The organism is Bacillus sp. YKCMOAS1 (assembly GCF_030268125.1).
In the GTDB taxonomy this organism is placed as follows: Bacteria; Bacillota; Bacilli; order Bacillales; family Bacillaceae; genus Bacillus; species Bacillus safensis.
In genome coordinates this window covers 432,084-446,055 of record NZ_BSEI01000002.1, presented here as the reverse complement: position 1 = coordinate 446,055, position 13,972 = coordinate 432,084, and the positions used below count along the sequence as shown (strand labels likewise).

16 protein-coding genes and 1 tRNA gene are annotated in these 13,972 nt (G+C 39.9%); 3 read left to right on the top strand and 14 right to left on the bottom strand.

What is annotated here, in order from left to right; genetic code table 11:
- Positions 1-4: 4 nt before the first annotated feature.
- The 3 genes from comGB to QSJ46_RS07070 all read right to left on the bottom strand — a co-directional run bounded on the left by comGB (position 5) and on the right by QSJ46_RS07070 (position 3,149).
- Positions 5-1,045, bottom strand: coding sequence for a competence type IV pilus assembly protein ComGB (gene comGB, locus QSJ46_RS07080; protein ID WP_285604511.1), 1,041 nt, complete (start codon positions 1,043-1,045; stop codon positions 5-7).
- Positions 1,026-2,096 (bottom strand): competence type IV pilus ATPase ComGA, encoded by a 1,071-nt coding sequence (comGA, locus tag QSJ46_RS07075; RefSeq protein ID WP_285604510.1) that lies wholly within the window; start codon positions 2,094-2,096, stop codon positions 1,026-1,028. The genes comGB and comGA overlap by 20 nt, the downstream gene beginning before the upstream one ends.
- A gap of 177 nt (positions 2,097-2,273) precedes the next feature.
- Positions 2,274-3,149 (bottom strand): STAS domain-containing protein, encoded by an 876-nt coding sequence (locus tag QSJ46_RS07070; RefSeq protein WP_285604509.1) that lies wholly within the window; start codon positions 3,147-3,149, stop codon positions 2,274-2,276.
- A gap of 98 nt (positions 3,150-3,247) precedes the next feature.
- On the opposite strand from QSJ46_RS07070, the gene QSJ46_RS07065 reads away from it, so the two are divergent.
- Positions 3,248-3,318 (top strand) — tRNA-Gln (locus QSJ46_RS07065).
- 55 nt (positions 3,319-3,373) lie between these two features.
- Here QSJ46_RS07065 and QSJ46_RS07060 read toward each other — a convergent pair.
- Positions 3,374-3,754, bottom strand: a complete 381-nt coding sequence (locus tag QSJ46_RS07060; protein ID WP_007501232.1) for a Spx/MgsR family RNA polymerase-binding regulatory protein — start codon at positions 3,752-3,754, stop codon at positions 3,374-3,376.
- 212 nt (positions 3,755-3,966) lie between these two features.
- On the opposite strand from QSJ46_RS07060, the gene QSJ46_RS07055 reads away from it, so the two are divergent.
- Positions 3,967-4,209: a DUF2626 domain-containing protein gene (locus QSJ46_RS07055; protein ID WP_003217440.1), complete on the top strand. Its 243-nt coding sequence runs from the start codon at positions 3,967-3,969 to the stop codon at positions 4,207-4,209.
- Positions 4,210-4,246: 37 nt separating this feature from the next.
- Here the strand turns inward: QSJ46_RS07055 and QSJ46_RS07050 are convergent, their stop codons facing one another.
- Positions 4,247-4,885: an MBL fold metallo-hydrolase gene (locus QSJ46_RS07050; protein ID WP_064497601.1), complete on the bottom strand. Its 639-nt coding sequence runs from the start codon at positions 4,883-4,885 to the stop codon at positions 4,247-4,249.
- A gap of 157 nt (positions 4,886-5,042) precedes the next feature.
- Between QSJ46_RS07050 and QSJ46_RS07045 the strand changes: the two genes are divergently transcribed.
- The gene (locus QSJ46_RS07045) at positions 5,043-5,216 is read left to right on the top strand and encodes a DUF2759 domain-containing protein (RefSeq protein ID WP_003217333.1); all 174 of its coding nucleotides are present in this window, start codon (positions 5,043-5,045) and stop codon (positions 5,214-5,216) included.
- Positions 5,217-5,240: 24 nt separating this feature from the next.
- On the opposite strand, the gene QSJ46_RS07040 is transcribed toward QSJ46_RS07045, so the two are convergent.
- The 9 genes from QSJ46_RS07040 to QSJ46_RS07000 form a co-directional block, all read right to left on the bottom strand.
- Positions 5,241-5,555 carry an MTH1187 family thiamine-binding protein gene (locus tag QSJ46_RS07040; protein ID WP_024427984.1) on the bottom strand — a complete coding sequence of 105 codons (315 nt, stop codon included), beginning with the start codon at positions 5,553-5,555 and terminating at the stop codon, positions 5,241-5,243.
- 75 nt (positions 5,556-5,630) lie between these two features.
- Positions 5,631-6,884 (bottom strand): MFS transporter, encoded by a 1,254-nt coding sequence (locus QSJ46_RS07035; protein WP_285604508.1) that lies wholly within the window; start codon positions 6,882-6,884, stop codon positions 5,631-5,633.
- A gap of 155 nt (positions 6,885-7,039) precedes the next feature.
- Positions 7,040-8,161 carry a M14 family metallopeptidase gene (locus QSJ46_RS07030; RefSeq protein ID WP_285604507.1) on the bottom strand — a complete coding sequence of 374 codons (1,122 nt, stop codon included), beginning with the start codon at positions 8,159-8,161 and terminating at the stop codon, positions 7,040-7,042.
- A gap of 86 nt (positions 8,162-8,247) precedes the next feature.
- Positions 8,248-10,167, bottom strand: coding sequence for an LTA synthase family protein (locus QSJ46_RS07025; protein WP_285604506.1), 1,920 nt, complete (start codon positions 10,165-10,167; stop codon positions 8,248-8,250).
- A 213-nt stretch (positions 10,168-10,380) separates the two neighbouring features.
- Positions 10,381-11,334, bottom strand: coding sequence for an ROK family glucokinase (locus QSJ46_RS07020; RefSeq protein ID WP_285604505.1), 954 nt, complete (start codon positions 11,332-11,334; stop codon positions 10,381-10,383).
- A gap of 13 nt (positions 11,335-11,347) precedes the next feature.
- Positions 11,348-11,551 (bottom strand): YqgQ family protein, encoded by a 204-nt coding sequence (locus QSJ46_RS07015; RefSeq protein ID WP_008342322.1) that lies wholly within the window; start codon positions 11,549-11,551, stop codon positions 11,348-11,350.
- Between the two features lie 70 nt (positions 11,552-11,621).
- Positions 11,622-13,160: a rhomboid family intramembrane serine protease gene (locus tag QSJ46_RS07010; protein WP_285604504.1), complete on the bottom strand. Its 1,539-nt coding sequence runs from the start codon at positions 13,158-13,160 to the stop codon at positions 11,622-11,624.
- 86 nt (positions 13,161-13,246) lie between these two features.
- Positions 13,247-13,420 carry a hypothetical protein gene (locus QSJ46_RS07005; protein WP_162473402.1) on the bottom strand — a complete coding sequence of 58 codons (174 nt, stop codon included), beginning with the start codon at positions 13,418-13,420 and terminating at the stop codon, positions 13,247-13,249.
- 85 nt (positions 13,421-13,505) lie between these two features.
- The gene (locus QSJ46_RS07000) at positions 13,506-13,970 is read right to left on the bottom strand and encodes a hypothetical protein (protein WP_039179980.1); all 465 of its coding nucleotides are present in this window, start codon (positions 13,968-13,970) and stop codon (positions 13,506-13,508) included.
- Positions 13,971-13,972: the final 2 nt, after the last annotated feature.

The window sequence follows — 13,972 nt, the reverse complement described above, 5'->3', positions numbered from 1 at the left end:
CTTCTTACACTTGCTCCATTAGTTGATACATTGGTAAAAGAATAGATAAATACACGATGAGTATAAGAAGTGCCGTTACACTATAGATCACCGGCTGCAGCCAAGACATCCATTTTTCAATTTTCAGCTCTGCATTCTCTAATAGAAATTGGCTATACGTGTACATTTCTCTTGCAAGCATCCCGCTTGCTTCACCATGCTTGATGATAGCTGCAAAATGTTTTTCGAAAAAAGGACTCACGCTTACTTGGTTTGCCATGCTTTCTCCTTTTCTTAACTCATCCATCATTTGTACACCTATTTCTTGAAGAAAAGGCAGGTAGCTTTGCTGTTTAAAAGCTTGCAAGCCCTCGTACATCGATAATCCAGCCTGAAGCAGTCCGCTGAGCTGAAGAGAAAAAAGGTACGTATGCATCAGCTGCATCCCTTTATATAAAAAAGGCAGCTTACTCATCACCCTGAGTTTCTCAAGGGTCGACTTTTTCCTAAAAAACACAGCATAATATCCGATAAGACAAATACACAGACAACTGATGATAAGCAGAAAAGCATGAAGGAATTGAAACATTCCAAACATTACTTGAATCAGCCAAGACATGCGGGTATCCATCGATGAGTACAAAACAGAAAATTGAGGAATGATCATTCGCTGAACGAGTACCAGCACGACCAAAACCGTGAAGATGAGGAAGAGCGGGTAACGTAACATGCGTTTAAACGTGTCTAACTGCTTGACTTTTTTCTCTAAAAAACGGGCGCTTTGTTCTAAAGCACGGGCTAGACTGCCATGCTTCTCAGAAAAACATAGTATGGCGATGACTTCCCGCTGAAAATGGAGTCGCTCGAGCACTACATAAAAAGGCTCGCCTTCGTGCAGCCACTGAATACCTAGTTTTAATTGCTGCCGATGTTGTTTTGATAACTGGATATTCACCATTACTAATGCCTCAATCAATGTATATCCAGCCTGAATTAATTGAGCCAGTTTTGATAGGCATTCAGCTTGGTCCTTTTTAGACCATATTTTAAAGGCTCGCTTCTTCATAAACCCAGCGATGGTAAGTGTTTTTTGATAGATAGCCGAGTGCCACTCCTTTACGAATTAATCTTTGCAGTGTTTCATATGACGAGTGAGCAAATTCTCCTTTAGCCTCCTTGATACACTCACCAAGCTCTTTTCCGAACAGCAGTTCAAATACATTTGTTCGTCTGATCGGTCGATTTAATTTACAGTAAAGCTGACATGTTTCTCCGCAAAAAGGACAGGTGAGCTCGATTAATCGCTGGGCAGCAATTGCAACCATCGTTTGCTCAAGTTCATTCATCGTGACACCAAATTCAAGCATACGATAAAGGGCTCCTTTTGCATTTTTTGCATGGAGCGTACTCAATACTAAATGGCCTGTCAGTGCTGCTCTAATCGCCGTTCTGGCCGATTCAGCATCTCTTATTTCTCCTAGCACAATCATATCTGGATCATGTCTTAAAATAGCGCGTAATCCTGCGGCATATGTGATGCCGGCTTTTTCATTTACTTGAACCTGTAACACTTCTTCATTTCTTGTTTCCACAGGATCTTCAAGTGTAATAATATTTCGGTTGAAATTCTTTTTTGCAAACTGGATCAGTGAATAGAGGGTTGTTGTTTTCCCCGAATTGGTTGGACCGGTAAATAAAATGAGCCCATGCGAATGCTTCAAAAATGACAATAACCTGGCTGAAGCTTTCGGAAATAGTGACAGATGTTTTATTTTCGGAGCATGATCCTGCGGCAATATTCTAATCACTAAACTCTCATCATTTACAGTTGGTAAGGTAGACATTCGAATAAACACCTGGCCGCTTCTTAACATCACAGCTAATGACCCATTTTGCGGTCTCCGTTTTTCTCCAATATCCATGGATGATAAAAATTTAAAATGAGCAATGAGCCGCTCGCCGGTTTTTTTATCGATGGTTCGCTGCTGGATTAAATCTGAATCTACGCGGAAAGATACCAACGCTTCCTTTTCTTTCGGGACAATGTGCACATCAGATGCTCTCATGCGGCATGCTTCTTCTAGCAGCTCTTGCCTTAAATATTCAATCCCATACAAGTGGATCACTCCTTTCATTGATCACATTGTAGAATGGAGGAACCTGAATGACAAAAGAGCATTTTATGATTTTCATGACTAATAAAGCATGAAAACCCTCAACTCAAGATGCATCACATCATTTTTTAGAAAAGAGCATATAAAAAAACCTGACTTTTACAAGTACAGGTTTTTTCGTCATGATGTGGCTTCTTGCTGCTGCTCTTCAAAAATGCGAAATCCTCTTTTTTCTAAAGCTTTTGCAAGGCTGTGTTCTGTATTTACTTTTGAGAAATCAATGCCGAGTTTCACTACAGTTTGAGCTATCTCTGGGCGAATACCTGATATAATCGTTTCAATTCCTAATAGCTTCGTACTATCGACCACTTTAAACAGCTGATAAGCAACCATCGTGTCAACAACGGGAACGCCAGAAATATCAATAAATAAATGCGTTAGACGCAGTCTTGAAGCCTGTTCTAGCACGGATTCCAAAATGATTTTGGCCCGGTACGTATCGATTTCTCCGATCAATGGCAAAATCCCGATTTCCTTTGATACTGGAATAACAGGGGCACTCAGTTCTTGAATCATCTCTCTTTGTGCATTGAGCTGACTGAGTGTCACGCGGTCATATTCTTCTGATAAACGCTCAATCATATCATCAAATGTGGCGTGAAAGTGCTGATTCCATTGACACACATCTTGCAGCGTCACTTCAAGCTCGGTTTCTTGGGTGAATGTCTCAATTCTCGAACAGAAAATGTGGCGAAAGATCTTAAATTGTCCAATGATTTCATATAACGGCACCTCGTGCACTGCTCGATCACGAGCAATATCAACAGACCACTTTTTCAAATGATTTTCTACTTTGTCTGACAGTGTCACAAGTGTTGCTGCAATGGTTTGAATAAACGCTGTGTTCTGTTCCTTCAGCTTCTTTTCCGTTTCCTCTGAAGCATGTTTAGAATATAATGAGCCTTCTTCTGTTCTTGTCTTTAGCCATTCTTCGGTCATGACAGGGGCTTCTTTTAGGATAAATTCGTATAATTGCTTTGATTTTTCATTTCTCATTTACTTCTTTCGCTCCTTTTGCACTTAAAACTCGTGACATACAATTTTTATGTATAAATGACCGTAGATGGTGAACAATATCATTACACGTTTGATATTGGGCTATAGCCAAGTGGTAAGGCAATGGACTTTGACTCCGTGATCGTTGGTTCGAACCCAGCTAGCCCAGTTCAGCACAAAAACGAAGACGGCTGAAGCATGTTTCAGCTGATCTTCGTTTTTTATTAGGAAACTGATTGATGAATCGCTTTCTTTTTTGATATTTTCATGAGTTCTCCTGGATTATAACCAACTACTAATTTATTTCCATCAATGATGATGGGTCTTCGAAGCAGTTTTGGTTTTTCAATGAGAAGCTGCAAAACCTCGTTTACTTTTAAGTCATTAATATTTAAATTTAAGCTTTTAAAAGCTTGACTTCGTGTGGCTAAAATTTCATCCATTCCTTCTGTTGTTAAAGAAAGAATCTTTTTTAATTCATCTAGAGTTGGCGTTTCTCTGAAAAGGTGACGCTCTTTAAAATCAATTTGATTCGCCTTTAACCAATGTTTTGTTTTGCGGCAAGACGTGCAGCTCGGGTATGAATAAAAAGTAATGTCACTCATTAGTCTTCCTCCTTAGGTCGTTAACCTTTTCTCTTATGGAGTAAGTACCCTCATGTTTTTCAGCATAAACACTTTTTCTTCACTTTTTCAAAAAAATTTTTCTACATTCAAAATAAATTGTTCACACGTTGTCAAAAATGTAAATGTTTACATAACAAGTGGTGATCAGCTATAATATGAATCAAAGGGGTTTTTTAAGGGGAGGGAAAGAAATGAATCGCATGTTCCGCGTGCTTGGCTTTTGGACGGGTATTTTTGCTGTCATGTTCTATTTAGGACATATGAAAGATGCATCGCTGCTGTTCTTCGGTCAAACCGTTCTTTTTGTATTTTTATCCTACTTGAATTTATCCGAAAGAATGTATATTTACATTTTCGGAGCGTACTTGACGATTTTCTTTGCCGGATTTACATATTATTCGATTTTCATCATGGTTCCCGGTACCGGACATTAAATGAAAAAGCATCTCTTTTAAAGAGATGCTTTTTCATTTAAAGAGAAAAACCATTAATAAACGGATTTTGCTCCTGCTCTGTCAGCACAGTCGTTTCCCCGCCATGCCCGCTTAATACAAGAGTTGATTCTGGCAAGGACAATAATTTATGATGGATTGATTGAAGCAGCACTTCCTGACTGCCGCCTACTAAATCTGTTCTTCCAATGCCGCCTTCAAATAGCGTGTCACCAGAAATAACAAAGCCCTCTTCCGCCGAATAGTAAGACACACTGCCAGGTGAATGCCCAGGGGTATGGAACATTTCTAATGTAAACGACCCAATTTGAAGCGTTCCTTCTGTCGTAATCAATTTTTCAGCTTCTTTGACCGTAATTCCATTTCCAATCAATCGAGCTGAACCGTTTAATTCAGCGTTCGTGAGCCATTCTTTTTCATTTTCGTGTACATACAGCGGCACTCCCCACTCATCGCGTACCTCATCTGCCGCACCAATATGATCAAAATGAGCATGTGTCAATAAGACAGCAAGCGGTTTGAGCTGTTTTTCTTTTACATAGGAAATTAGCTTTTGCGCCTCACCGCCTGGATCAAAAATTAAGCATTCTCCCTGCTCGTTTTTCCAAATATATGCGTTCGCTTGTACATAGCCTAGTGGCATTCTTCTCCAATTCATTTTCATCACCTACTTTATTCATTCTTTTTTATTATGAAGGCTATTCAATAAAAATTCAAACAATCGTCAACTGGAATCTACTCGACAAGCTTTATGAAAACGGTTAAAATGAAAAGAAAGGAAATCAAGGGGATTGATGACAAAGGGGGACTTTCACATGATGCTCGTCATTATTTTTGGTCTAGTCACGATTTTAGCTGCGCTCGGTATCTATCGCTCACTAAAAAAAGTGAACGTACTTGCCATCGCTTTTGCTGGCGCTACATTTTTGGTTTTTGGATGGTTCACTGTCATGACCATCATCTATAGCGGTTATCCAACTGCACATTAAAAGCCTGCTTATAGCAGGCTTTTTTTATTGATTTAAATGCTTATTCACGCTTTCTAATTTGCTTGTAAGCGTTGTGGTTTGATCCCGTCTGTCATCGATGCGAATATTGGTCGCTACTCGGTGCAATCCCTTTTCAAAAGGGGCTTCATGAATGCGCTGAATGACCTCAAATAAAACGGATAATTCGCCTTCAATTAACGTATTCATCGGTGTTAATTGATATTTGATTTTTCCTTCTTGTTGAAAGCCTTCTAAAATTCTTTGTACATCTGCTACGTAAGCACTGACACTTGGTGTTTCAGTGCCTATCGGAATGATGGTGACGTCTGCTATAGCCATCGTTTTTCCCCTTTCAATCAAATCTCATATTTTCTCGTCCCCATTGTAACCTATCTTCAATCAATCATGCCATGCTTACGTTGCGTTTACGGCAGGTTTGTCTCGTTCTATCGTCAAATCTGCCCTCTCTACCTTTCCGATCTTTGTAAACAAAAGCAGGCATATACCTGAAACAGCTTCAATGATGCCGCCAGCCGCAATGACATACCCAGATCCAAACAGTGTAGCCATATAACCGCCAATGAGAGCGCCTAACGGAATCATCAAGAAGGAAATCATGTTGATAATCGCGTACACTTGCGGCTGATCCTCTGCCTTTACTGACAATTGAATCATCGTATGTTCGGGTACGTTAACTGCACTAATGGCTGCTCCTAAAGCAAAAGCTGATATAAACACAAGTGGTAACAATGCGTTCATACCTGTGATGAAGAAGGCGATTCCATCAACAATCCCAGCACCTATAAACAGCAATCCATACCGATTCACCTTTATCTTTGTCAAAACAAACCCCATCAAAAAGGCGCCTAGTGCGGTTGTGACTTTGATGAATGAATAGACGATCGGTCCACTATGTAAATCTTCAGTTAAATAAATAACAGACAATGCTTCCCATGGTGCCGCAGCAAAGTTTGAGCAGACACAAAAAATGGCTAATGGAAACAAAATATGATGGCTTTTAACAAGTGAAAAACCTCGAATTAATCTTTTGCCGTAAGATAATCCTTTTTTGGCTTTATCGATGATGGCTTCTGTTTGATATGAAATCATGAACACCAATAAAGCGGACAAAAGATAAAGGGGAATGATCACAAGCATTGTATAGCCTACGCCTACAAATGCAATCATGACACCACAAATCGTTACCGTCACAAGTCTTACGACATGACTTGCTGATTGGATGGTTGCATTCGCTTTTTGTATGAGGTCCTCATGGACAAGCTTTGGAATAATCGATACAGATGCCGGTTCGTAGGAGCCTCCTGTCGCCGAATGAAGCAGCATGCAGCCGATGATGAGGACTAATGGTGTGAAACCATAAAAGTAACTAACCACGATCACAAGAATAATCGCTCCTCGTGTTAAATCAGCAAAGCACATCCAAAACTTCAATTGATGCGGCTTCATCATGGGCGTAATAAATGGTCCAACAATCGCTTGAGGGACAAAGCTGACCGCAATAAAAAAAGCTGTCCCTATTGCTCCTTTCCCTCCTAGTACCAAAAGCCATAAGATGGTGTTGAAAGATAAACTATCAGCTGTAATTTTGCACATTTTAGAAACAAATAGATAAGTAAAATTTCTTTTCCACAGGCTTTGAGCACTCAATAGTCGACATCTCCCTAAATCATATCCTTTTTTTTACATCCATATCTTTCACAATAGCTTACAAGAAAGACTTCGTCAATTACTTCAACATTGTTTTTATTGACCTTAAGCAATTAATTGTTTCTCCAATATGAAAAAGCACCAGACAGGTGCTTTTAACACTTACACGCTTCCCACAAAAGCCGCTTTGTTTTTTCATAAATTGAATCAAATTGATCCATGGAAAGAGGATTTTTCCCTAGACCAAGCTCAACTGTATAGCCCTCATTATGAAATTGATAAATAAACCAATCGCGATAGCCTGCATAGCTGTCGAGATATTGGATCGGTTTGTAGCCGCTCACTTGTTCGAATCGTTTGACTATTTCTTTTGAGATGGCTGGCTCATGGCCAAGAAAACCCCAATAAATCTCTTCTCCTTGTGTATGAAGGGCAATCAGCCGGTCAAATCGTTTTCGCAACGCAAGATTTGCCATCGCTTTCGCTTCTGGTTCTGTTAATGGCTCACGCCCAGGATAATCCCGGTAGGACGGTGCCTTCGACTGATGACGATAGTACTCGATCTCCCAATAAGCAGGGAATTGATTGTTTAAATCCACCCCTCGAATATTTGCTTTCCATTCCCGGTAATCGGAATATCCACCGTTTAGCAGTGTGAATTCTTCACGATGAAGACCTAGTGACTCCGGTCCATTACGAACCAAATCCACTCCATCTGGATTGACCATTGGTACGATGGATAAAGCGGTGGTCTGCAGAATATGAACCGCTTCATAATGTCTTGCCTGCACCGGGTCAGACGCTGCTAAGCAAAGCGATTTCAACCATTTTAATAAAACAGACGTCGTGATCCATTCATTTGCATGAAATGAGGCATTGAGATGAATAGAATGTAAATGCTGAACAGGCTCTGTTCGGATTTCATAAATAGGTGTATCAAGCACTGAATGGCCAATAATGCTGATATGAAGAAAAGGAAATATGGCTTTCAAGTGGCTCAGCTCTTTTTCTAATTGAGCGCTATCATATTCAAATGTTCCATTGATCCAATCATCGGATTGCTGCAGTCTGTAAGGCGTAATAAATCTCTGCACATCACCGATGGAATCAAATACATGGACTCCTTCTGGAAGTCTATATCCCGGTAAAAGAAGGTCATCAGTGCTTGTGTTAGATAAATGGAAAGCAGCTTTGCCAATACCAAGCTGCTTTGCCACAGCATCCCTCTCCGCTTCATCCAGCTGCCATTCAATTTTTCCAAACGACGTTGTCTTCATTTACATCCCTCCTCTCATACTATATGAACCGTCAGGCAAAAAAAGAAAACCTCTGCTTCTAAAAATAGCAGAGGTTTTTTCATCTATTAGGACGCCTTTTTCAGCTCCGTTTCACCTTCTTTTTTAGATGGTGAATGGTCCGGGCTGTTTCGATCATAAAATCTAAGGAGATCTCCGTAGATGATTTGATCAGAGAATTGAAGCTCCTGCTTCGCTTTCTCTTCATAAGACTGACACACATTTTTATCATCTGCTGGCTCGCCTGTCTCTTTATTGTAGCAAACACCATCTGTAAAAATGCTGTCCTTCGTAATAAAGCTTCCATCACGGAGTACTGTAAAGTCATTCGTATCTTTTGATAAAAGGTCATGACCAAATTGAATTTGTTTACTTGTATCAATACCTAGAAGATTGAGTACAGTTGGACGGATATCGACCTGACCACCTACCGTATCAATTTCTTTTGGATGTTGATCCGTTACCCCTGGAATGTGTACAACAAATGGGACTTTTTGAAGCTGTACTTCTTCAAATGGCGTAATCTCTTTATTTAAAAATTGTCCCATGGCTTCGTTATGGTTTTCAGAAATTCCGTAGTGATCCCCATATAAAACAAAAATGGATTTATCGTATAACCCAGCTTCCTTCATCTTTTTAAAGAAAAGCTTAAGGGCTTCATCTTGATAACGCACTGTAGGGAAGTACTTGTTCAGCGTTTTGCTCTTTGAATCATATTCATCAATGAGCTTATCTTCTTCATCTAAATCAAAAGGGAAATGGTTCGTTAATGTAATCAATCTCGTATAGAAAGGCTGCGGGATCGATTTCATTAATTCAGCGGACTGCTCAAAAAACGGACCATCTTTCAGTCCCCAGCCAACTGAGTTTTCCTCATTCACATCAAATGATTTAATATCAAAGAACTTATCGTAGCCAAAGCTATCGTAGATAAGGTCACGGTTCCAGAAACTTTTGTTATTCGCATGAATAACAGAAGAGTGGTAGCCCTCATCCTTTAACAGCTCAGGTGTCGCTGTAAACTCATTACTTGGATTTGTGAAGAACACAGCCCCTCTTCCAAGTGGATAAAGAGAATTATCTACAATAAACTCTGAATCAGATGTTTTCCCTTGACCTGTTTGGTGATAAAAATTAGTAAAGTTATAGCTCTTCTTGATCAATTTGTTTAAAAACGGAGTAATTTCTTTCCCGTTTAATTTTTCATTGATCACAAAACTCTGTGTAGACTCAAGTGATACAAGAATGACATTTCGTCCTTTCGCTTGACCAAAAGTCTTTTCATTACGGTCCGTTTGATTTGCGCTTACATAGTTTTCAATTTCAGTTAAGCTATTACTGTCAGCAAGGGCTCGTTGAGCAGACTGCTTCGATTGCAATACCCCATCATAAATATGGAAGTTATATAAGCTGATATTTTTCACCAGCATCTCACGGTCAAATGAGCGAGTAAGCAGTTCTGGTCTTTCTGTTTCAGCTAAACCAAGGTTAAAGAAAAATGTAGCTGCCACAAATAAGTAATATGCTGCTCGTTCTTTTCGTGAAACTGTGACATCTGTTCTAAAGGAAGGCTGTTTTTTATAGAGCCAAATTAAAATGATGATATCAACAAACATCAGTAAATCGACTGGTTCAATTAAAGAGGTAATACTTGACCCGAGGTCACCCATATTGTTTGTTTGAAATAGGACGGGGATGGTTAGAAAGTCACTATAGAATCGATAAAACACAATGTTGGCTAACAAAATGAATGTCAGGATAAAGCTTGTCACGATGATATATCGATTTCGATTTTTCTCTTTGAAAAATAAACCGATGCCGAAGATAAACAAGAGAAAGCTAAGCGGATTAATAAACAGGATAAACTCCTGCATGAAATTTTCAATTTTAATATTGAAGCTAGATTTATAGATAACATAGGTTTTGACCCACATCAGCAATGTCGCAATCAGTAAAAATGAAATCGCCTTTAATCTATTCTTTCGCATTGTAACCTCCTTGTGCTAAGCGCGCATCTAGGTCCTAGATATACCCTAATTATTGGTGCTTCTAGAAAAATAACTAAAGTATATCTTATCCTGTATATGATGGAAAATCAATGTCTTTTTCCTCATGACAAACTTATGAATATGCTAAACATCCAATTTCATGCCTATCTATCGCTTTTTTTAATAAAAATGACATCATTATGACTTTTTTGTTCAAGACAGCCATTTGGTTTTTGCCATCCATGCACCGCCGATGACACCCGCATCGTTTCCGAGTGATGCTATCACCACTTCGACATCGTCTGCGCAAGGCGGGAACGCATGTTGTTTCACAACGCGTTCTACTTTACTGCGAAGAAGCTCACCTGCTTTTGAAACACCGCCGCCAATCACAATTTTCGTTGGGTTTAAAGCACTGGCAAGATTCGCTAGGACAAGTCCAAGATGTGTCGTCACTTCTTCTACGACACGCATTGCAAGATCATCTCCGTTTTCTGCCGCTTCAAATACATTCTTTGCTGATAGCGAAGCGAGCGTGCCAAGTGAAGATGTATGCTGCTCGGTTTCTAATTTATTCTTTGCAAGCCGGACGATGCCAGTTGCAGATGCGATCGTTTCAATACAGCCTGTTCTTCCGCAGTTACAAGGTGCTCCTTGAAATGGAACGGCACAAATATGGCCAATTTCTCCGCCAGCTCCTGTCTCCCCTTGAACAACTTCACCGTTGACGATGATGCCGCCACCAACCCCCGTTCCAAGTGTGACCATCAGGATATTTTTTGCGCCATCTCCTGCACCCTTCCACATTTCACCGAGTGCAGCAATATTCGCATCATTTTCAATGACAGATGGAAGTCCTGTCTCTGCCTCTAGGTGATCTTTCAACGGATAGTTTGTCCAGCCCAGATTCGTTGTTTTATAGACGATTCCAGATACTTTATCTACAGGTCCAGGTGCACCCATTCCGATCCCAATAAGTGCTGATTTTGGCATACTGATCTCAACCAGTTTATGGTCAATTGATTTGGCAATATCGACTGTGATCGTCTGCCCGGATTTATCTGTAGGAATCTCCCACTTATGCTGAATTTCACCATATAGATTAATGAACGCAAGCTTAATTGTCGTACCGCCAAGATCAATACCTACAAACCAATCCCCTGTCATATGCCCTCCACCTTCACATTGTTTTTCGATTTAATTTGGCTAGTTCCATTTGAAGAATCGTCATTGCGTTTGACCATTCAGTGCGGTCAATGATGCCCGATGTATACATTTCCTTCAATTCGTCTGCCATAAATTCTAATTCTACTTCACGATCTCCGAAATACACATAATTTCCAAATCTCATAAGCAGCTGCTGTACATCATATAACGTTTTCATTGTTTCCACCATTTCTTCTCATCAACAGATAGGATAAGCGTATTCATAAATGCGCTTTCAGTCAAGTCATTCAACGTGTTTGACTATTTTCGATATATTGTTTCAGCTTTAAAAATTGATCATTTTGAGGATCCTGTTTTAATGCTTTCGCTAATAGATCATCTGCTTTCGTTGTCTCTCCTTTTTCTACGAATAACAACGATAAATGATACAGTTTATTTGGTTCATCTGGATCTTTTTCAAGCGACTTTTGTAAAAATTGAATGGCCTTATCAAGGTGGCCCTGCTGCGCTTCCGATAGTGCATAAATATGAAGTGCCTCAGCTGATGCATCTTTTTCGTGTACATATTCCTCTAGTCGTTCACTTGCTTCGCTATACTTTTTCTCATCAAATAAACTCGCTGCCTCACTTGTTGCCGCTGCTTCCTTTTGATTATCTGAATGAAACCCTGTATACAATCCAAAACCACCAATCAAGAGCAAGGCAGCAGTCGCAAGAAGCATTTTGACAGGCTGCGTCTGTTTAGGAAGACGGACAGCTAATGCGGTGAAAAAACCTCCAACCAGGCCGCCAAGATGCCCTGCGTTATCAATACCTGATACAGTGAAGCCTATTCCTAGGTTAATGAGAATAATGACAATAATATTTGTCCCCATCGTCCGAAAGAAAAGCTTTCGGTTTGAGATAGCTAAATATAACAGTGCCCCTAAACAGCCAAAAATCGCGCCTGATGCTCCGGCTGCAATTGCCGTATTAAACACAAAGCTCGCTATGGAGCCAAAAATGCCAGAAATCAAATAGATGAGCAAAAATCTTCCTGACCCATAAATTCTCTCAACAGCCGCTCCAACGGACCAAAGAGCAAAAGTATTAAAGAGTAAGTGCGTCAAGCCAATATGTAAAAACATTGGTGTTATCAGGCGCCACCATTCACCCTCTAAAATCAGCACATTATTTTTAGCACCAAATGCTGTTAAAGTTGCCGTATTGGTACTTCCACCAGACAGCTCAAGTAAAAGAAACATCACCACTTGGACAGCGATCAGCAAGTAGGTAAAAATGGGTCTGCCATTTTGAAACACGGCCCGTTCTCGTTCACGCTGTTTTTCCTGATCATCAAATGCCTGGAGCACGTTCCTTTTAAGCTGCATTGCATCCTCAGCTGTGTCTCTCTTTGCTTCTTCTACATCAACTGCAAGAGATGTATTGAGCCATTTATGCAGTTCGTTTACATCGTTTTGAAGCGTGTCTGCATTGAGTAACACAGGAGTAACTGTCACCTTATTCTCTTTTTGCGGCTCACCGTTTAGGTCTTCCCAATCATCTACTGGAACATCAGTTGTAAATTGCAGCTGCAAGAGATGAAGCGATCGTTTACGCATAGCTTCTCTCAGTTGATTGATCCGATATGTTTGCTCCTCGATATCTCGAACAATCTCCTGTCTAAAATTCACATCTTTTCTATATAGACGGATGAGATCATAGCCTGAGTTTCGTGGTGCTTCAAAAAATATTTCATCTTCTGGGTACGGACTTTGAATCATCTCGTATCCTTTTTGTCTTAGTTCATCAACAACTCGCCAAAATAGACTATCTATGACATTCATACATTCGCGCTCCATTTTTTACATTATTATAGCAAGAATCGTTCTGATCCGCATTTCAAAACAAAAAAATCCCGGCTTTTGCGGGATTAGAATGCTTGGCGAATAAATTTCGTCCGAAAATATGGGATTTTCATCAGCCATTTAATCAAAAAGTGACGTACTTGATTTTGGCCTAAAATCAAATTCATGAGCCGATAACGATTTTGCACGAGAACGAATGCAAACAGTGTGAACACAATGCTCCAAATCATTTTATTCATCATATTCCCTCCTATGTTCGTATCGTGGCTTAAATAGGATTTGTTTATGCATGAACCAACATTTTTATCGCCTAAAAGCAGGCCTTCACAATCTAATCCCTTGTTCTTTTGATTGAATATAATAAACCTCTCCGCACTCTGATTGATCATAAGAAACGTCAAATTGATGAAGGTCGATTAAATCCTTGAAAGTATGAGGCAGCTTACAATTCCGCTCTAACCCCTCCACCTTGTGCGGGAAGTAACTGTCGTATGGATTTGGTGTATGAACATATACAGCGTCTAAACCAGGGTCATGCTCGTGAATACAAATCCAAGTTTGGTATGGCTTTTCAAAGCCTTCAAGCTGTTTTAGCAGCCTATGATATAAAGCGATATGAGCTTTGATATGTTCTCTCCTTATTTTTAAGCTATTTTCCCCGACTCCAAAAAAATCAAGGTGCGTATGCGAAAAAGAGAACCACGAATCGTGGTCGAGCGTTAATTGATAAGTATTCACTTCCTCCCACATATTACGGAAGTATCTTTTCTTTCCACGAAATTTTTTCAAAA